Below are 18,556 nucleotides of genomic sequence, written 5' to 3'. Positions count from 1 at the left end.
GGGGAATCCTCAGCTATAAAGATGATTCTTGATGCAGCTCAGTTGTGTCATTCGGCAAATAAAGTGCACCTTTATTTCCGCAAGCCGTAAGAAAAACAGCTAGAACACATACAGAAAGCAATTTAAACATCATCTTATCTCTTCTATTTTTGATTGAGACAGTATACCTTGCAGCCTGTTCGTTTCCCAACCCCAGTGAGTCAATTACATTGATATTCTTTACCTAGAATGGGAAGGCGGTCAGGCTTGAATTTGCTATATTTACCTCAAGCTATACTTACAGAATCTTAAATTAGATTCAGCATTGCCCACCTAAACAAAGCACCAAGTATAAGAAGGTTTATGAAAAATAGGATTGCCCCATGGATGGCAGCACTTTTCTGCGCCATCGCAATACACATATTGATAATCGGAATTTCAGACAACCAAGATTGGTTTGATATAGACACACGCCCCTCAACTTTTAAATTACTCTTATTATCTTCACCACAAACAGCCGAAAATAATGAGGAAATAGAAATAGAAACAAAGACATTTACAAAGAAGGAAAAAAACAAGCCGATTGATTCTCAGCAAGATAATGCAACGCTTGAAACAGCTCAGACACCAACAAAGAATACAGAGCAAGCAACGGCAATGATAACAACCGAGTCAACGACGTCGCTTGAAAACGAACACATTACAGGTAAAGAGCTCAGTGAAAGAAACAATGATTTTGATCCTCAAGCACTCCTAAATAACCAAGATAATAAACAGACACTATCGGAAAATTTCTTACGAAATGACGCATTAAATACAAGCTTGAGTCCGACTCAATTAAGCTCTGACAAACCTGAGTTACTTGATTTATCAAAAGTGTCTTTATCTCCAGATATAAAGGATGAAGCATTAACACATATTTTCTCCCCCGAACTCAGAGACAAAATTGCAGAGTCTAAAAAAGCACAAAAAGACTATTTGAAAGGTCTAACAAAAGAAGTGGACTACCCGATAACGAAAGACGCAGATGGAACACGCTATGTCAATATCAAAGGAGTTTGCTGGAAACTACCAAAAGAAGGCAGCAATGAAGGCTGGGCTATTGTGTTTGATGGCTGCGGAGTAAAATCTAAGCTGTTTCATTTTGAGCTGAATATTTCACCCAGCATAATCACAAATGAAGTATTAGGCCCAGACTCTCCCTTTAACTTAACCCAACCAACAAAATAAACTGGAGAATAAAAAACGGCTACTCTAAAGTAGCCGTTTTAAATCATGTCGTCTCGCCGTCGTCACAATAATTATCGTGTTGCAAGATCCGCTTTAGCACGCTCTACTGCTAGCAATACTTGAGCAGGGGCCGTTCCACCAATATGATTACGAGCAGCCACGGAGCCCTCAAGCGTCAAAACATCAAAAACATCTGCTTCGATCATGCTACCGAAAGATTGCAGCTCTTCCAGCGTCATTTCGGATAAGTCCTTACCTTCATTGACACCGTACCCCACCGCTTTACCAACAATCTCATGTGCATCTCGGAACGCAACACCATGGCGAACCAAGTAATCTGCCAAATCAGTCGCGGTAGAGAAACCACGACGAGCCGCTTCATACATATGTTCTTTACGAGATTCAATCGCTGGAATCATATCTGCAAAGGCTCGCAATGAACCTTTAAGAGTATCCACAGTATCAAACAATGGCTCTTTGTCTTCTTGATTGTCTTTGTTGTATGCCAAACACTGTGACTTCATTAAGGTTAACAAGCCCATTAAATGCCCATATACACGACCTGTTTTACCACGGACTAGTTCTGGCACATCTGGATTTTTCTTCTGCGGCATAATCGATGAGCCAGTACAGAACCGGTCTGGCAAATAAATAAAGTTAAACTGTGCCGACACCCACATCACCATTTCTTCTGCCCAACGGGACATGTGCATCATGATGATAGAAGCCGTTGCTGTAAACTCAATGGCAAAATCTCGATCACTTACCGAATCCAAAGAGTTGTACGTAGGACGCTCAAACCCTAATAATTCTGCCGTCATATGACGATCAATTGGGTAAGTTGTCCCCGCTAGCGCCGCTGCACCAAGTGGTAAGATATTAATACGTTTACGACAATCTACCAGACGCTCGTAATCACGCTGCATCATTTCGTACCATGCCATTAAATGATGACCAAAAGTGACTGGCTGAGCCGTTTGCAAGTGAGTAAAGCCGGGCATAATAGTACTGGCTTCTTTTTCAGCCAAACTCAAAATCCCCTGCTGTAAACGAGTCACTTCTTCTAACAAAAAGTCCACTTCATCACGCATATAAAGACGAATATCAGTAGCCACTTGGTCATTACGAGAACGGCCTGTGTGCAATTTTTTGCCGGTAATGCCGATTTTTTGTGTCAAACGAGCTTCAATGTTCATATGAACATCTTCTAATTCAATCGACCACTCAAACTCACCACGGGCTATTTCACCTTCAATTTCAGTCAGCCCCTGAATAATCTGATCTCGTTCTTCTTCCGTCAAAACGCCAACACTAGCAAGCATTTTGCCATGCGCAATTGACCCTTGAATATCCTGTTTTGCCATACGTTGATCAAACTCAACAGACGCAGTAAAACGCGCAACAAACGCATCAACAGGCTCAGAAAAACGACCACCCCATTGCTGGTTCGTGGTTTTATTAGTATCAGTCATTCGGTTGGTTCCCACACAAATTCAAACAGCTGCCAAGAGTACATTAAGCGTCTCGACTTATAAAGCACTGAAAGATGACGGAGTCCTTCTTAGCGAGTATCATTAGTTCATGAAATAAAAGATATTAGTCCACCTACAAGTCAATAGGAGATGCAGTGAAAGACAAGATTGTGATCGCAACCAGAGAAAGCCAGTTAGCCCTTTGGCAAGCAAACAACGTCAAAGCACAACTAGAAAGCCTCTACCCAGACATGAAAGTTGAATTGCTTGGCATGACAACAAAAGGCGATCAGATTCTCGATTCACCATTATCTAAAATTGGCGGTAAAGGGCTTTTTGTCAAAGAATTAGAAAGTGCACTTATGGATGGTCGAGCAGACATTGCTGTTCACTCTATGAAAGATGTACCTATGGCATTTCCTGAAGGGCTTGGGCTTGCAGTCATTTGTGAGCGAGAAGACCCTAGCGATGCCTTCGTCTCAAATAAAGTAGAATCATTGGATCAATTACCAAACGGCTCAGTTGTTGGCACATCAAGTTTACGCCGAGCATGCCAGTTAAAAATGAACCGTCCTGATTTAATCATCAAAGATCTAAGAGGCAACGTAAATACGCGACTCAGAAAAATGGATAATGGAGAATACGATGCCATTATTCTGGCAACAGCCGGGCTAGTTCGCCTAGAAATGTTTGACCGCATTCGCCAAAAAATTCCTGCTGAAACCAGCTTACCAGCAGGCGGACAAGGCGCTATGGGAATTGAGTGTCGTTCAGATGACGTACAAACCATTGATTTATTAGCACCATTGCAACATGAAGAAACCGCCATTCGCGTTACCGCTGAGCGAGCGGTAAACGAACGTCTTAATGGTGGTTGCCAAGCACCAATTGCCTGTTTCGCCATTTTAAACGACGACACCATATGGCTAAGAGGCTTAGTAGGTAGTCCTGATGGTAAAACTATGATTGAGGGTGAAATTCGTGGACACAAAGACGATGCTAAATCACTTGGTGTGCAATTGGCAGATGACTTACTTGCTCGTGGTGCTGACGTCATCCTTGATGCCTTATATAAATAACCAAAAGGCATAATATTGGTGCAAGACTGTCGTATCCTAATTACCCGACCAGAACCTGAAAACACGCTAACCTGTGAGCGCTTAAATACTCACGGCTGGTCGGCGGTTCCACTTCCAATGATGGAAATTTTTCCGCTAAAAGACACAAACAAGAAAGCGGTCATTCGAGCGCAAATATTTGATATCGATACATTTGATTACGTTATATTTGTCAGTAAAAATGCTGCCCGACTGGCTTGTGATTGGCTGGATGAGTGTTGGCCTATGCTGCCTGCCAATGTTCATTGGATAGGCATAGGTCAAGGAACAACACAGACATTACTTAATGAAGGCGTTCCAGCTTTATCAAATCCTGGACACACCACAGAAACCTTACTTGATTGGTTAAAACCTGCCAGAATGAGAGATCAGAAAATACTGATTATTCGCGGTGAAGGTGGTCGCCCAGAATTAGGCAATAAATTAGAAGAGCGAGGAGCAAAAGTTAGCTACCTTTCACTCTATGAGAGAAAAAAACCGCAGTATTCAGCTCAAACTTTCTTCATGCTGCCCGATATCAATTTAATATGGATTACCAGTGGCGAAAGCTTACTTAACCTATCAGAATATGTGTCGCTGCATAAGCCAGAGTGGAAGGTTCTGCCAGTCCTGACTCCAAGCATTAGAGTCGCTCAGCAAGCAAAAAAAATGGGTTGGATAAATGCCTCGTGCGCAAATGGCGCTGACGATAATAGCATGATCAAAGCGACGGAATTTCACATAGGAAAACAGAATGACTGATAACAACAAGCAAGCGCAAGAATCAAACGAGGCAATTGAAAAAGCAGCAGACACTACCCCGAGACCAGAGCTTCAATCGGGTGAATCAAAAGCACAACCCCCAAAAGAGACAGGACAAAAACAACCTGCTACATCACCCATAAAGACTTTTGCCGTTTTATCTCTTGGCCTTTCCGTTATCGCCATCGCAACAAGTGGCTGGCTGTATTTCCAAAGTACAAAAAGCACTCTACCTAGCGATTTTCAACAGTTGGCAGCGCAACAAATTGCTTTAGATAGTAAACTCAACACCAACCAGCTCAACAAATCTCAGCTAACGCAACTAATTGACCAAGTAAAAGCGTCAGAACAAACCATTCTATTACAGAAAACTGAACTCGCTACTCAACAAGCCCAACAAGATGAAAAGTTATTGTCACTTGAGTCAAAACTCAACCGCCTTAACAACACCACAAAAGAAGACTGGAAATTAGCTGAAGCTGAATACTTGATTCGCCTCGCCAATCAACGCCTGCTGCTTGAAGCAGATAACAATGGCGCGGCAACACTGCTTGTTAACGCTGACGATATACTTAATGAACTCGAAGACCCTATCGTGTTCGCCACACGCAAAGCTTTAGCAAAAGACATCCAAGCGTTAAGATCTATTAGTCAATTTGATTTAGAAGGCGCTTACCTTAATCTAAACGCCTTGTATGACAATGTTCAAACATTGCCCCAACGAGAGCCATCGCAAGAGTGGCAAGCGAGTACAAAAGAGAAAACACAGCAGACTGAGCACTCTGCAACAGAAAAACTCACCTCGGTGCTTGAAAGCTTTTGGCAATCCCTACGCTCACTGGTCGTCATAAATTACAATCACAAGCCTATCAAAGCATTGTTGCCACCAGCCGAATACCAGGAGCTCATTACTGGTATACAGCTGCAGCTGGAAATTGCTCAAGTTGCCTTAATTAAAGGCGAACCGGTGATTTATCAACAAGCATTATCACGTGTTGCAAACGCTACGACAGAGCACTTTGAAACCAAATCAAACAGAGTGACGACATTTCTGGCTAGCCTAACCGCCTTACAACAGCTGAATCCATCTCCAGACTTACCATTGCCAAGAGCGTCGTTAATGTCGATGAAATCATTAATGAAAGAGTGGAATAAGCGCAACTCAAACAACCCAAATACTTCAGATAATGCTGAGCAGTCTCAAATAGAGAGTGAAAATAAAGGTGAAAGTATGACAGCACCTCAAATAGACTTAGGAGATAGGACATGAGAAAACTCCTTTTCTTACTTGTCATCATGATGGCTGTGGGTGGTGTATTGGGGCTACTCATGCGTCAAGACAGCGGCTACGTTTTAGTCGCCTATAATGGCGTTACCATTGAAACCAGCCTATGGGTGCTGGTTGTCGCCATGATTATCGCACTGTTTGTGCTTAGCTGGGTGAAACGGATTCTGTTTATCGCCTTAAGGCCAAGCAACTCCTTGGCTAAAGTCACTGGTAATCTGGCACAAAAAAGAGCCTCTAGAAACACTATTCGAGGCATGCTAGAACTAATTGGCGGTAATTGGAATAAGGCTGAAAAACTACTAACTAATAGTGCTGAAAAAGTTCCTTATCCATTAATAAACTACATCAGTGCCGCTTATGCTGCGAGCGAACAAGATGAACCGGAGCGCTCAAAAGCCTTATTGCGTTCAGCCCACCAATCAGCACCGGAGGCGGAGTTTGCTATTGGCTTTGCACAAAGCCAAATTCAAATAAAGCAAGAACACTATGAAGGTGCCCTCGCCTCTCTTTTACGCCTCCAAAAATTAAAACCAAAGCATAAGCAAGTTCTGAAAATGTTAGTAACTGTTTATAAGCAACTAAAAGATTGGGATGCCTTACTCGCTCTCACACCAACACTCAAAAAAGATGGTATTTTTGACGACGACAACATGCTCGAATTAGAGCGTAATGCCTTTTTAGCTCTGCTAGATAAAATCAAGTTTCGCAATAAACTTGGGCAGAATAGCAAAGAGCTGGTAGCCGAAGTAGAAAGCCTATGGAACAAATTGGACACCCTATCCCAAGACGACCGAATGAGGCAGCTCTATGCTCACACCCTTATTCACTTCGGTGACAGTACAAAAGCAGAAAGCTTTATCCGCCACAGTTTAAATCATCGATGGTCGGAAGAGTTAGTTTATGAGTATGGCAACATCCAGCAAGACAACACTAAAAAATTGCTCGTAAACTGCGAGAATTGGCTGAAGAAAGAACCAGCCAGCGCGAACTTGTACCTTGTCTGTGGCCGTTTAAGCCAGAAAATGATGCTATGGGGTAAAGCGCGAGACTATTATGAACAATCCCTTTCACTCGACTCACACAACGAGGCGCTAGCTGAGCTAAGCCGCCTACTTAAAGCCATGGGCGACACCAAAGCAAGCCAAGAGCTAATGATGATCAACCTAAGCCATGCCAGCAATCAATTAAAACCACTGCCGCTACCTTAGTAAGGTTATTTGTAAAATACGTAAACATAAAAAATGCTGTTATTTTTCATAACAGCATTTTTTATGTCTTATCTAAGGCAAAACAAGGAGCTACTTAAAACGCACTACTAGCTCATGCATATTATTCGCTACATCTTGTAACGCTCGAATACTGTCACTTGATTGGTTAGACTTCTCAGAACTGTCAACCGATAAATCAGAAATACGCACAACTTGTCGATTAATATCTTCAGAGACATGAGCCTGCTCTTCAACTGCTGCTGACATTTGAATAGCCATATCTGATATTCTTGAAACGCCCTCAACAATACTCCCAAAGGCGCCCTCCATCTCAATGATTTTTTCTAAACCCTGTGTTGCGTCATGCTTACCTTGATTAGCAATAGAAACAGAGTTTTGAGCACCATTACGAAGTGTTTCTATAATATGGTGAATATCCTTGGTTGAATCTTGAGTTCTTTGGGCTAGTTGACGAACTTCATCGGCTACCACAGCAAAGCCGCGACCATGCTCACCAGCCCGCGCAGCCTCAATTGCAGCATTCAATGCCAGAAGGTTTGTTTGTTCTGCAATCTGATCAATCATCTGCGCCACTTGTGCTATTTGTTCAGAGCGATCTGCCAACTCTTGCACTGTAGAGCCGATATCATTCACTGTTTCGCTCAACTGACGAATAGACTGACGTGTCTCTTCGACAATTTTTTGACCGCTGCTGGCAGCCTGCGAAGAGGATTTGGCGCTATCGGCCGTCATCTGAACATGTTGAGCAACATCGTTGATCGTCGTCGTCATTTGCTGCATTGCTGCTGCAACATCCTGGGTTTCATGCTGCTGACTAACCATACCTTTTGTTGTTTCAAGTGTAAGTGCAAGTCCAGTTTTAGATTGTTCGGAGACTTTAAGCGACTCGTCTTCAAAACGGGTTAATACTGCGTCCATTCTTGAGAGCAAACTCTTGACGCCAACATCAAGCGTCGCAATATCTAAAGAAGTATCAGAATAAGTCACACCGGCCAAAGGGTGAAGAAACGCACTTGATAATCGCTGCCTGAGTGTCATTTGTAACTTAGAATGCGCCAGCAAAAATAAACCATTCGCCAATAGACTTGTGGCCACCAAAACACCAGCGCCATAGAGCACATTAACACTGCCTGCCGCAAGGGTAAGGGCAATACCAACCAGCGGTAATATAAGTTTCCATGACATAACGGAACGTGGAATGACATTTTTTCCACTATTGATTCGTTGATAAACTTTTTCTGCTCGTGCCACATCCTCTCGACTAGGAAGGGTCCGAACTGACTCATAACCTACAACGTTTCCACCTTCAGTGACAGGTGTCACATAAGCGTCCACCCAATAAAAATCGCCATTCTTACAGCGATTTTTAACCAACCCCATCCAAGCTTTGCCTTGCTTCAAAGTGTCCCACATAATTTGGAACGCCTCTTTCGGCATATCAGGATGGCGCACAATATTATGAGGACTCCCCATTAGCTCGTCTTTGCCAAAGCCACTAATTTTTACAAATGCATCATTACAATGAAGTATTTTTCCTTTTAAATCCGTTGTTGTAATTAACTTCTCATTTTGAGCAAAGGTTTTTTCTTGTTTTGTCACTGGCATATTTTTACGCATTAAACTAACCATCCTTAAAGTATCACGCCAACTAGTATCCCATCATAAAAAATATTAATACATTAAAAACACCAGATGAGATGACATAAAAACACTAAGGATTACTTTAGTAAGACTCTGTTCAACCAGCGAGTAATAACAGGTAATAAATATGTAGGTATTTGTAAAGCCCCCACTAGAGGCAAAAATGCTGGTCCCAGTAACCCGCCGGCAATGCTGTAAGTGAGTAGAACATTTCGATTACCAGAAGTGATAGCGGCAGTAAGTGCAATCGCCTTGCCTTGCTTACGGTAAAAAAGATAGGACAAAACAAAAAATAGAGCACATAACCCAGTCGCTAGCAAAAAGTAATTCAGCGCCTCCATAGGCTCTTGATCAAATAACACTCGAAAACTTCCCACCAACCCAAATGGAAAAGCAAACACCAATAAAATGGTATATGGTGAAATTTTCATTAAAAATCGGCTTAATGTTTCTTCTGGTAAGAAGCGATGAACCAAAAACGAAAACAACATTGGTCCAAATATGAAAACCACTAAACGGACGAAATAACTTCCCCAATCTAATGCAACACTTTGTGCCTGAAATGATATCAAAGTGATAAAGATAGAAAGAGGCAGAACTAATGTCGTCGCAATCGTCATGGCCATAGCTTGAAGGCTATCAAAACCCAGTGCCCTAACAATCGCAGGGGTTGCAAATAAAGAGCCTGTTGCAGCCACAGCAACCACGGCTAACAAGAGATCAGATTCGAACGACAACCACCAGCCAATCACACTGACTATGCCCATGAACACAGCAGAATGCAGCAGTGAATATAGCCATATTTCTTTGCTACTTAATCGTTTTATTAACTCATTCTGCTTCATTCCCAACAAAGTTAATGACATTAGAGTAAATAGCACTATGGGTAAAAAAGGAAAAAACGCTAACGAAGCTGAAGGGATTAAAAAACCGACAACAGCAAACACGAACATAAAAGGAAGGGAATGTCGAACAAGAAAAAGCAACATGGGTTAAACACCTTAATAGGCAGCCCACTACAAAAACAATAGAAAATTATCTTATTATTTTTTAGAGCCACAACAAATTTTATTATTTTCAGGCAACTCTGCAAGCTCAACTACCCAATCAGCACGAGCCTTGTCAAAAGCGGTTCTAAGAGCTTTCAACTCATCTATGAATGCAGGAGATGCTTCTTGCTCGTCATGACGCTGACGAGATGAAGGAAATGGTATCAGATTATTCTTCATAAATTATCTCTATTAAAGCATTGTCTGGATATCTATCGACACTCTATGGATAATCTTTAACAAACGCAATGATCAAGCAGATGGAATCCTTATGAAGTTTTTAATATCACCAGCGAAAACCTTGGACCTAACCTCAACACCTAGCATCGATATGTTCAGTGAACCAGAACTGCTAGATGAATCTCAAGAACTCATCAACACGATAAAGCCATACTCACCAGCTGATATCGCTTCGCTGATGAAGCTCAGCGATAAACTCGCCACTCTTAATGTATCTCGCTATCAGGAGTGGCAAAAAGAACACACAACAAACAACAGCCGCCCTGCTATCTATACTTTCATGGGAGATGTGTATACAGGACTAGATGCTTACTCATTAAAAGAAAGCGATATGAAATATGCTCAAGAGTCTCTGCGTATTCTAAGTGGCCTATACGGGTTACTAAAGCCATTGGATCTTATGCAAGCCTACCGATTAGAAATGGGCACCAGCCTAAAAAACGATCGAGGCACTAACCTATATCAATTCTGGGGAGACATTATAGTTAACAAAATTAACGATACGCTTGATGAAGGCGAGTTACTGGTTAACTTAGCGTCTAATGAGTATTTCAAAGCAGTGAACAAGAAAAAGTTATGCTCGCCATTAATCACTCCAAACTTCCTCGACGAAAAAAATGGCAAGTTTAAAGTTATCAGTTTTTATGCAAAAAAAGCACGCGGATTAATGGCCCGTTACCTTATCGAAAACCGATGTAACACACTAGATGAACTTAAAGCATTTGACCTTGCTGGGTATCGTTATGACCCTCAGCAATCAACAAAAGACAGCCCTGTTTTTATTCGTCCAGAAAGCGCACAACCTAGTAAATAAAGTACTAAAATAGAAGTAAGCGCTAACTATATGGCGCTTACTTCTTTACACTATATTGCCCAATGGTCACTCGATCATTGCCACCAAGATCTTGAAAGCTCTCGACAGCAACAAAGCCCGCCTCTATCAAACATGCTTGAACATAAGAAGCTTGGTCGTAGCCATGCTCGAACATTAAATACGCATCTGGCGCCATAAAATTAGAGGCGATATTAATAATGTGCTCAATGTCTGCCATACCATGATTGTCAGCCACCAAAGCACTTTTAGGTTCGAAACGCACATCTCCCTGTGACAAATGCTCATCATCAGGATCAATATAAGGTGGATTGGACACAATCAAATTAAATGGCTCACAAGCGTCTAAGGCATCAAACCAACTACTTTGCAGAAACGTCGCATTATCGAGCCGGTTTCGTATAGCGTTACGTTTGGCTAAGGCCACGGCTTCTTCAATTAAGTCCACACCAACAACCGTTGATTGAGGCAACTCAACGGCGAGAGATAAAGCAATCGCTCCCGTTCCTGTACCTAGATCTAGAATGCGGGCCACCTTGTTTTTAGGAAGCACGGTTAAAGCTACTTCCACCAAACGCTCTGTGTCAGCACGAGGAATCAAGGTACAAGGTGCCACCTCTAAATCTAAACTCCAAAATGACTGCTGCCCCAACAAATAGGCGACAGGTTCACCAAGCTCCCGACGCACTAGCAAAGTATAAAATCGTTCAACGTCTATCGCACTAACCTCTTTCTCAGGCCAAGTATAAAAATAAGAAGTTGAAACACCAAGGACGTGAGCAAGCAACAGCTGAGCATCAAGCTGGGCCGTGTCCGAAACAGAAGAAAGGCGCTGGAAAGCGCCTTTCAATAATTCATCCATTCGCATATGCGATGATTACCTTTATTAGTTGTCACCACTTAGCGCAGCCAACTGCTCCGCCTGGAATTCACTGACTAACGGATTAATCAAAACATCCAAATCACCAGTTACAATTTCGTCAAGCTTGTATAGGGTCAAGTTAATTCGATGATCCGTAACACGCCCTTGTGGATAATTATAAGTGCGGATACGCTCAGAACGATCACCACTACCAACCAAAGATTTACGTGTTTCAGATTGTTCACTCGCCGCTTTTTCTTGCTCAGCTGCTTGCAAGCGAGACGCAAGTAATGACATAGCCTTAGCACGGTTCTTATGCTGTGAGCGCTCTTCCTGGCATTCTACAACGACACCGGTAGGAATGTGCGTCAGACGAATCGCGGAGTCTGTTTTGTTTACGTGTTGACCACCAGCACCAGAAGCACGGAAAGTATCAATTCGTAAGTCAGCTTTATTGATAGTAATGTCATCAACTTCATCCATTTCAGGCATCACAGCTACAGTACAAGCTGATGTATGAATACGACCTTGTGATTCCGTTGCTGGCACACGCTGAACTCGATGCGCACCAGATTCGAACTTCAGTTTAGAATAAGCACCATCGCCAACAATACGGGCGATCACTTCTTTGTAGCCGCCATGATCACCTTCACTGGCACTGACAATCTCAACTTTCCAACGCTGCGTTTCAGCATAACGAGAATACATACGGAATAAATCGCCAGAGAAAATGGACGCTTCATCACCGCCAGTACCTGCACGCACTTCTAGAAATACGTTACGCGAATCATTCGGGTCTTTAGGCAAAAGTAGTTTTTGCAATACCAGCTGAAGTTCTTCCTTTTGAGTTTGACCTGCCTTGTATTCCTCTACCCCCATCTCTTTAATGTCTGGGTCAGCATCGGTCATCATTAATTCAGCTTCTGCAATGTTTTCATCTATTTGTTGAAACTCATTAAAACACTTAACCACAGGCTCAAGCTCTGCGTATTCTTTGGAATAAGCACGAAACAGATCTTGATCCATAATCACTTCAGCAACACCTAATAATGCGGCTAACTCATCATAACGATCAGATAAACTTTCTAATTTTAACTTTATAGATTCTTTCATTTTTTAATTGTCTTTTTCTTCGTAAATGCCCAATACATTTGAGGCAATGATTAGTGCGTCTTGATCGGCGTCGGCGCCTGCATCACGCAAATAGCGCGTTGGCGCATGGATGAGCTTGTTCATCAAACCATGAGCAAGTTTGTTAACGACCTGCTCAGGTGACTGCCCCATTTCAAGACCTTTAAGAGCTTTTTCTAATTCTGTATTTTTGATAGCCTCGGCAGATTGCCTAAAGGTCACTATCAGGTCTGATACCTTTCTCGACTCAACAACGCGTCGGTAAGAATCAACCCCTTCTTCTATCATTTGCTCGGCTGCTTTCGCCGCATCTTGCCTTGCTCTAACATTTTCTTCAATCACTGAATGAAGGTCATCGACGGTATAAAGATACGCGTCGTTCACTTCCTCAACTTCCGGCTCGATATCTCGAGGCACAGCAATATCAATTAACAAGATTGGCGAATGACGGCGCTGTGCCGTCGCGCGCTCGACCATCCCTTTACCAATAATCGGTAATTGGCTTGCTGTTGAAGAAATAACAATGTCAGCTTGTGATAAGTAATCACCAATCTCACCCAACATAATGGCTTCAGCATTAAGCTCATCCGCTAAAACCTGAGCTCGAGCTAAGGTTCGGTTGGCCACTATAATACGTTTAATTCCATTTTCTTTTAGATGCCTCGCCACTAGCTCAATTGTTTGTCCAGCACCAATCAACAACGCGGTACTGCTTCTAATATCGGCAAAAATACGCTGCGCAAGACTCACTGCAGCAAAGGCAATAGAAACAGGGTTCTCACCAATCGCCGTGTCTGTACGCACACGTTTAGCAACAGAGAAGGTACGCTGAAATAAAGATTCCAGCTCTGGACCAATGCACGAGCCTTCTTGTGAAACGGCATAAGCCGATTTTACCTGCCCAAGAATCTGAGGCTCACCTAAAATCAATGAATCTAGCCCCGCCGCCACACGCATAACATGGCGCACACTATCATCAGCAGAGTGTGTATAACAATATTGCTGTAACTCTGGTAAGGCTATACCGTGGTATTCTCCTAACCAAGCAATGACGTCGCCCGCCTTGCTAAGGTCTTCGATCGAACAATAAAGCTCGGTGCGATTACAAGTCGATACTATTACTGCTTCCTTAGCTTTGTTCTTAGATATCAGAGAAGACAAGGCATCGATCATCTTTTCAGGCGCAAAGGCCACGCGCTCACGTATCGAGACCGGCGCAGTTTTGTGATTTACACCTACAGTAATTAGCGGCATTCAGGACTCTTCTCAAAGATCGAGATCTTAAGGTAATGACAGAAGCAAGCATTGCTCCAACATGACTCTTTACATAAAGAAGACACATTATACGAGAAATTCGCTTTTTTTCGCACCCCATATGACCAATAAAAGTAATAGGATTAGTTTATAGTTATGACTGACATAACGAGTCGCTAACGATACCATAAGGGTTGTATGAATTTAGCATCGAGAAAAAATATGCCTGCTGTTATAGGCCCTGCACACAAAAAAGCCCCTCAAGAGCCCATTAAAAAAGGCTTTTTGTTGCTTTTAGCATTGCTAAGCTTATCCATCTTGAATGCATGTGGCCAAAATTCGCCCCAGCAAAATACCTTGCCACCGATCACAGAGTCGCTTCAAGAAAAGAGCGCAGCGAATCAAAATAAACTTGAAGAATTGCTCAATGCCGAATTTACCTTGCAAAGAGAAGGACCAAACAAAGCCTTTGAACCTTTTTATGAATTAGCCAGTAAGTCAGGCGATATCATTCTAATTGAAAGGCTAATGCACATTGCTGTGGCTTCTCAAAACCATTTATATATAGAAAGAAGCGCAAACTTATGGCTATCTGCCGACCCAACGGCAGAAGCAGCTTATTCGTTAAAACTACAAATTCTCGTCAAAGACAATCGCACTGAAGAAGTTACCACACTACTCACCAATGCAATCAGGCATAAGGTTTCTTTACGCTTCTTGCCTCTTTATCTTGAGGATAATGTTCGTGATAGCGACCAACTTAACACTATTGATGATGCTATTTCCGCACTTCCAACGGCATCAAAAAACAATCAATACATACAATTAAGCTATGCACACCTACTATTACTTTCTGGTAAATACCAGATGGCGATTAACTCGTCAGAAAAATTGTTAGCCGAAGGCAATACAGATAAAAATGAAACTCTTTATCTTATTCTCGCTTTTAGCCAAAAAAATCTTGGTTTTACAGATGACGCAATCAAAACACTGCAGCTAGCATTAAAGAACCTCCCAGACAATACTAGGGTGATCACACCTTTAATTGATTTGTTAGTGGTAAATGAACAAGCAAAGCTTGCTAGCGAAACATACCAGAAAGCAGACCTTAGCTCGCCAGAAAAGCTGCAAGTTGGCATTAATTTAATGCGAACGTTACTGGAAAACGATCAGCCTAAGTTAGCCTTAGCAACGGCCAACAGCTTGCCTGAAGAACAACTCGGCTTATCGGATCAGATTCAATATTTAACGGCTATTGCCATGGCCCAACTTGGTGAAAGAACACAAGCCATAGAGCTAATGAAAAAAGTAGAGGGCCCTTTACGAACAAATGCGACCAACCAAATTGCATTATGGCTATATGATGAAGGCAGAGAGGATGACATCAACCGCATGGTCATCAATCGAACACCTAGAGAAAACATGCCAGAGCAAGTGACTGCTATTAGCCATCTTCACGAAGAAAAAGGCCATATCGACATGTCGTTTCAACTAGTCAGTGATGCACTGCTGGCACTTCCTGAATCTGATGTTTTGCGTTATCACAAAGCCCTGCTTGCAGATACCTTAGGGAACTGGAAAACAACAGAATCAGAGCTAAAAAAACTGTTACAAAAAGATCCCCAGAACCCTCAGTACCTAAATGCGCTTGGCTATACACTACTCACTCGTACCAAACGTATTGATGAAGCCATGGAATATATCGAATCGGCTTACGAAAAAACAGACAATGACCCAGCAATTATTGACAGTTTAGGGTGGGGATTCTTCCTTAAAGGAAAGCTCGAACAATCCTCTTACTACCTTAAAAAAGCTTGGTCAATTTTACCCGACGCTGAAATTGCAGCCCACTACGGCGAATCATTATGGAAACAGCGCCATTATAAAGAGGCGATACTCATCTGGGAAACAGCCCTTGATTCCTCGCCAAATACACCACTATTACTCGACACCATAAAACGATTGTCTCCGTCGTTACTGGAAGAACAAAAACAGGACAAATCATCATGACTTATCGCTCTCTCTGCATTCTTACTTTTACCGCACTGATTAGCGCCTGTAGCTCAAGACCAATAGAGCCAACAACGCCGCCACCAGAAAGCGTTAACGCCATTTCGAAATGGGAAACGTCTGGCAGAGTAGGAATACGAACTAAAAATGATGCAGTGTCAGGGAATTTCAACTGGCAAAAAGGCCCAAAAACGTTTGATCTAAGTATTGTCGGTCCTTTTGGTCAAGGCGCAACCAATCTAACCCAAACCACAGATGGCAAAGTCATCCTATCCTATGAAGACAAAGTCATCACAGGCAATGACCCTGCAACACTACTACAACATGAATTAGGCTGGGAGTTTCCTGTTAGCCAAGTAACCTATTGGATTAGAGGGCTAGTGGCACCCACTTCTGCGGCTCAAGTAACTAGAAACCCTGACAACAACTTACCTGAGAAAATAGAACAAGATGGCTGGGTTGTTAACTACAGTAATTTCACCAAAGTAGACGGTTTGTCGTTACCACAAAAAATGCAGGTATCTAACCCTCCGTTTAGAGTCAATTTAATTATTAACCAATGGGCAGTTCAGTAACCAAGATGCAATTACCTTCTCCTGCAAAATTAAATTTATTTTTACACATCACGGGCCAACGAGAAGACGGCTACCATGAATTACAAACACTGTTTCAGTTTATCGACTTGTGCGACACCTTGGACTTTTCACTAACTCATAATAATCACATATCTATTTCACCGCCCATAGAACAGCTTCCCACTAAAGATAACCTTATATATAAAGCCGCCAAACTGCTTACCCCCTTCAAAAAAGACCCCGCTTTCGGTATTGATATTATTCTGACAAAACAATTACCTATGGGCGGTGGCATTGGTGGCGGTAGCTCAAATGCAGCCACTGCTTTACTGGCTCTAAACGTACTATGGGAGTGCCACCTTTCGCTGGAAAGACTAGCAGAATTAGGGGTGCAACTAGGAGCAGACATTCCAGTTTTCATCATGGGCTTTGCAGCCTTTGCAGAAGGCGTCGGAGAAAAGTTGCAAAAAGTTGAGTTAAACACCCCATATTTTTTGCTCCTCAAACCCAATTGCCATGTCTCAACTGGTCAAATTTTTACCGATAAATATTTGACAAGAGACACCCCTCCCATCAGAATATCGCACGCCTTGAAGCTGGGTGGGCATAATGATTGCTTAGACGTGGTAAAAAAGCACTATCCTGAGGTTAATGAAGCATACTTATGGTTGAAAGATCATGGTGATGCAAAGCTCACAGGAACAGGCGCCTGTCTATTTTTAGCATTCGATAATTTGCGCGACGCGGAACGAGTAAGATCGTCTACACCAAAGAAATGGCAGAGTTGGGTTTGTCGTGGTAGTAACACTTCTCCAACACACGCAGCGTTAAACCAGTGGATTGAGCAAAATAGAGGCTAGTGTGTACTACCTAGATAATAACACTACCTCAGCCAGTCTTTTCTTGGCTAATAAATAGTCATCGCCATAAAATACAAAGGGTATACACAGTGTCCAAGTTGATGGTTTTTACCGGTAATGCAAACCCTGAACTCGCTCGCAGGGTGGTTCGCCGCCTGGGGCTACCTATCGGAAATGCAACCGTAGGTAAATTTAGCGACGGAGAAATTACGGTCGAGATCAATGAGAATGTTCGTGGTAAAGACGTTTTCATTATCCAATCTACCTGCGCACCTAGTAATGATAATTTAATGGAACTGATTGTCATGGCTGATGCTTTACGCCGTGCCTCTGCGACGCGCGTCACTGCTGTGATCCCTTACTTTGGCTACGCCCGTCAGGATCGTCGCGTACGTTCTGCTCGAGTACCAATTACAGCAAAAGTGGTTGCCGATATGATTTCTGCAGTAGGTATCAACCGCGTATTAACGGTTGACCTTCATGCTGACCAAATCCAGGGTTTTTTCGATATCCCTGTTGATAACGTCTACGCGACGCCTTTGTTGCTTGATGATTTACAACGTCAAGGCCATAAAAACATCACGGTCGTTTCTCCTGATGTTGGTGGCGTTGTTCGAGCACGAGCTTTTGCTAAGCTGCTCGATGATGCTGATTTAGCCATCATAGATAAGCGCCGCCCTCGCGCTAACGAAGCACAAATCATGCATTTGATTGGTGACGTTGCAGGCAAAACATGTGTGCTTGTGGACGACATGTGTGATACAGGTGGCACCCTATGCGCGGCAGCAAAAGCGCTAAAAGAACATGGCGCGGCAAAAGTGCTTGCTTACTGCACTCACCCAGTATTATCTGGTAAAGCCATTGAAAACATAAAAAATTCCGTGCTTGATGAGTTGGTCGTGACTGATACCATCCCATTGACACAAGAGGCGCTTAATTGCCCTCAAATACGCCAATTGTCGATGTCTGACATTATGGCGGAGGCTGTTCGTCGCGTATGCAATGAAGAGTCTATCAGTGCCATGTTTGGGGCTTAAACCAAACA

The 18,556-nt window shown here is 42.7% G+C and carries 18 protein-coding genes; 10 read left to right on the top strand and 8 right to left on the bottom strand.

Going from position 1 to position 18,556, the window contains the following annotated elements; translation table 11 throughout:
• Nucleotides 1-13 precede the first annotated feature (13 nt).
• Nucleotides 14-130, bottom strand: a complete 117-nt coding sequence (gene lptM, locus DFP80_RS11255; RefSeq protein ID WP_113917098.1) for an LPS translocon maturation chaperone LptM — start codon at nt 128-130, stop codon at nt 14-16.
• 236 nt (nt 131-366) lie between these two features.
• On the opposite strand from lptM, the gene DFP80_RS11250 reads away from it, so the two are divergent.
• The gene (locus DFP80_RS11250) at nt 367-1,209 is read left to right on the top strand and encodes a hypothetical protein (protein WP_113916898.1); all 843 of its coding nucleotides are present in this window, start codon (nt 367-369) and stop codon (nt 1,207-1,209) included.
• A gap of 71 nt (nt 1,210-1,280) precedes the next feature.
• On the opposite strand, the gene argH is transcribed toward DFP80_RS11250, so the two are convergent.
• Nucleotides 1,281-2,681 (bottom strand): argininosuccinate lyase, encoded by a 1,401-nt coding sequence (gene argH / locus DFP80_RS11245; RefSeq protein ID WP_113916897.1) that lies wholly within the window; start codon nt 2,679-2,681, stop codon nt 1,281-1,283.
• 155 nt (nt 2,682-2,836) lie between these two features.
• On the opposite strand from argH, the gene hemC reads away from it, so the two are divergent.
• The 4 genes from hemC to DFP80_RS11225 are packed head-to-tail and all read left to right on the top strand — an operon-like array spanning nt 2,837 to nt 7,036.
• Nucleotides 2,837-3,760, top strand: coding sequence for a hydroxymethylbilane synthase (hemC, locus tag DFP80_RS11240; protein ID WP_113916896.1), 924 nt, complete (start codon nt 2,837-2,839; stop codon nt 3,758-3,760).
• Between the two features lie 18 nt (nt 3,761-3,778).
• Nucleotides 3,779-4,540 (top strand): uroporphyrinogen-III synthase, encoded by a 762-nt coding sequence (locus DFP80_RS11235; RefSeq protein ID WP_113916895.1) that lies wholly within the window; start codon nt 3,779-3,781, stop codon nt 4,538-4,540.
• The gene (locus DFP80_RS11230) at nt 4,533-5,810 is read left to right on the top strand and encodes a uroporphyrinogen-III C-methyltransferase (RefSeq protein ID WP_113916894.1); all 1,278 of its coding nucleotides are present in this window, start codon (nt 4,533-4,535) and stop codon (nt 5,808-5,810) included. Before DFP80_RS11235 ends, DFP80_RS11230 begins: the two co-directional genes overlap by 8 nt.
• Complete coding sequence (locus tag DFP80_RS11225) at nt 5,807-7,036, top strand: heme biosynthesis HemY N-terminal domain-containing protein (RefSeq protein ID WP_113916893.1); 1,230 nt, start codon at nt 5,807-5,809, stop codon at nt 7,034-7,036. The genes DFP80_RS11230 and DFP80_RS11225 overlap by 4 nt, the downstream gene beginning before the upstream one ends.
• 90 nt (nt 7,037-7,126) lie before the next feature.
• Here the strand turns inward: DFP80_RS11225 and DFP80_RS11220 are convergent, their stop codons facing one another.
• From DFP80_RS11220 to DFP80_RS11210, 3 genes are all read right to left on the bottom strand, one after another.
• A complete protein-coding gene (locus DFP80_RS11220; protein WP_113916892.1) occupies nt 7,127-8,674 on the bottom strand; it encodes a methyl-accepting chemotaxis protein in 1,548 nt (515 codons plus the stop codon).
• Between the two features lie 101 nt (nt 8,675-8,775).
• A complete protein-coding gene (locus tag DFP80_RS11215; protein ID WP_113916891.1) occupies nt 8,776-9,687 on the bottom strand; it encodes a hypothetical protein in 912 nt (303 codons plus the stop codon).
• A 54-nt stretch (nt 9,688-9,741) separates the two neighbouring features.
• A complete protein-coding gene (locus tag DFP80_RS11210) occupies nt 9,742-9,927 on the bottom strand; it encodes a hypothetical protein (RefSeq protein WP_113916890.1) in 186 nt (61 codons plus the stop codon).
• A 91-nt stretch (nt 9,928-10,018) separates the two neighbouring features.
• Here DFP80_RS11210 and yaaA point away from each other — a divergent pair, with 91 nt between their 5' ends.
• Complete coding sequence (gene yaaA, locus DFP80_RS11205; protein WP_113916889.1) at nt 10,019-10,801, top strand: peroxide stress protein YaaA; 783 nt, start codon at nt 10,019-10,021, stop codon at nt 10,799-10,801.
• Between the two features lie 37 nt (nt 10,802-10,838).
• On the opposite strand, the gene prmC is transcribed toward yaaA, so the two are convergent.
• The 3 genes from prmC to hemA are packed head-to-tail and all read right to left on the bottom strand — an operon-like array spanning nt 10,839 to nt 14,066.
• Entirely contained in the window at nt 10,839-11,687 is an 849-nt protein-coding gene (gene prmC / locus DFP80_RS11200; protein ID WP_113916888.1) for a peptide chain release factor N(5)-glutamine methyltransferase, read from the bottom strand.
• Nucleotides 11,688-11,705: 18 nt separating this feature from the next.
• Complete coding sequence (gene prfA, locus DFP80_RS11195) at nt 11,706-12,794, bottom strand: peptide chain release factor 1 (protein WP_113916887.1); 1,089 nt, start codon at nt 12,792-12,794, stop codon at nt 11,706-11,708.
• A gap of 3 nt (nt 12,795-12,797) precedes the next feature.
• A complete protein-coding gene (hemA, locus tag DFP80_RS11190; RefSeq protein WP_113916886.1) occupies nt 12,798-14,066 on the bottom strand; it encodes a glutamyl-tRNA reductase in 1,269 nt (422 codons plus the stop codon).
• 222 nt (nt 14,067-14,288) lie between these two features.
• Between hemA and DFP80_RS11185 the strand changes: the two genes are divergently transcribed.
• The 4 genes from DFP80_RS11185 (at nt 14,289) to DFP80_RS11170 (ending at nt 18,548) form a co-directional block, all read left to right on the top strand.
• Nucleotides 14,289-16,076, top strand: a complete 1,788-nt coding sequence (locus DFP80_RS11185) for a tetratricopeptide repeat protein (protein ID WP_241560227.1) — start codon at nt 14,289-14,291, stop codon at nt 16,074-16,076.
• Nucleotides 16,073-16,651, top strand: a complete 579-nt coding sequence (gene lolB / locus DFP80_RS11180; protein WP_113916884.1) for a lipoprotein insertase outer membrane protein LolB — start codon at nt 16,073-16,075, stop codon at nt 16,649-16,651. The genes DFP80_RS11185 and lolB overlap by 4 nt, the downstream gene beginning before the upstream one ends.
• Nucleotides 16,636-17,511, top strand: a complete 876-nt coding sequence (gene ispE / locus DFP80_RS11175; protein WP_113916883.1) for a 4-(cytidine 5'-diphospho)-2-C-methyl-D-erythritol kinase — start codon at nt 16,636-16,638, stop codon at nt 17,509-17,511. Before lolB ends, ispE begins: the two co-directional genes overlap by 16 nt.
• An 89-nt stretch (nt 17,512-17,600) precedes the next feature.
• Nucleotides 17,601-18,548, top strand: a complete 948-nt coding sequence (locus DFP80_RS11170; RefSeq protein ID WP_113916882.1) for a ribose-phosphate diphosphokinase — start codon at nt 17,601-17,603, stop codon at nt 18,546-18,548.
• Nucleotides 18,549-18,556 lie beyond the last annotated feature (8 nt).

The sequence above is a fragment of the Marinomonas rhizomae genome, from assembly GCF_003315485.1.
Classification (GTDB): domain Bacteria; phylum Pseudomonadota; class Gammaproteobacteria; order Pseudomonadales; family Marinomonadaceae; genus Marinomonas; species Marinomonas rhizomae.
Note: the sequence above shows the minus strand (reverse complement) of the source record. Positions and strands in the feature narration are given on the sequence as shown.

Bases quoted from the DNA above. Each gene is read 5' to 3' on its own strand.
- lptM (WP_113917098.1), bottom strand. From the start codon at position 130: ATGTTTAAATTGCTTTCTGTATGTGTTCTAGCTGTTTTTCTTACGGCT.
- DFP80_RS11250 (WP_113916898.1), top strand. From the start codon at position 367: ATGGCAGCACTTTTCTGCGCCATCGCAATACACATATTGATAATCGGA.
- argH (WP_113916897.1), bottom strand. From the start codon at position 2,681: ATGACTGATACTAATAAAACCACGAACCAGCAATGGGGTGGTCGTTTT.
- DFP80_RS11230 (WP_113916894.1), top strand. From the start codon at position 4,533: ATGACTGATAACAACAAGCAAGCGCAAGAATCAAACGAGGCAATTGAA.
- DFP80_RS11225 (WP_113916893.1), top strand. From the start codon at position 5,807: ATGAGAAAACTCCTTTTCTTACTTGTCATCATGATGGCTGTGGGTGGT.
- DFP80_RS11220 (WP_113916892.1), bottom strand. From the start codon at position 8,674: ATGCGTAAAAATATGCCAGTGACAAAACAAGAAAAAACCTTTGCTCAA.
- DFP80_RS11215 (WP_113916891.1), bottom strand. From the start codon at position 9,687: ATGTTGCTTTTTCTTGTTCGACATTCCCTTCCTTTTATGTTCGTGTTT.
- DFP80_RS11210 (WP_113916890.1), bottom strand. From the start codon at position 9,927: ATGAAGAATAATCTGATACCATTTCCTTCATCTCGTCAGCGTCATGAC.
- yaaA (WP_113916889.1), top strand. From the start codon at position 10,019: ATGAAGTTTTTAATATCACCAGCGAAAACCTTGGACCTAACCTCAACA.
- prmC (WP_113916888.1), bottom strand. From the start codon at position 11,687: ATGCGAATGGATGAATTATTGAAAGGCGCTTTCCAGCGCCTTTCTTCT.
- prfA (WP_113916887.1), bottom strand. From the start codon at position 12,794: ATGAAAGAATCTATAAAGTTAAAATTAGAAAGTTTATCTGATCGTTAT.
- hemA (WP_113916886.1), bottom strand. From the start codon at position 14,066: ATGCCGCTAATTACTGTAGGTGTAAATCACAAAACTGCGCCGGTCTCG.
- DFP80_RS11185 (WP_241560227.1), top strand. From the start codon at position 14,289: ATGCCTGCTGTTATAGGCCCTGCACACAAAAAAGCCCCTCAAGAGCCC.
- lolB (WP_113916884.1), top strand. From the start codon at position 16,073: ATGACTTATCGCTCTCTCTGCATTCTTACTTTTACCGCACTGATTAGC.
- ispE (WP_113916883.1), top strand. From the start codon at position 16,636: ATGGGCAGTTCAGTAACCAAGATGCAATTACCTTCTCCTGCAAAATTA.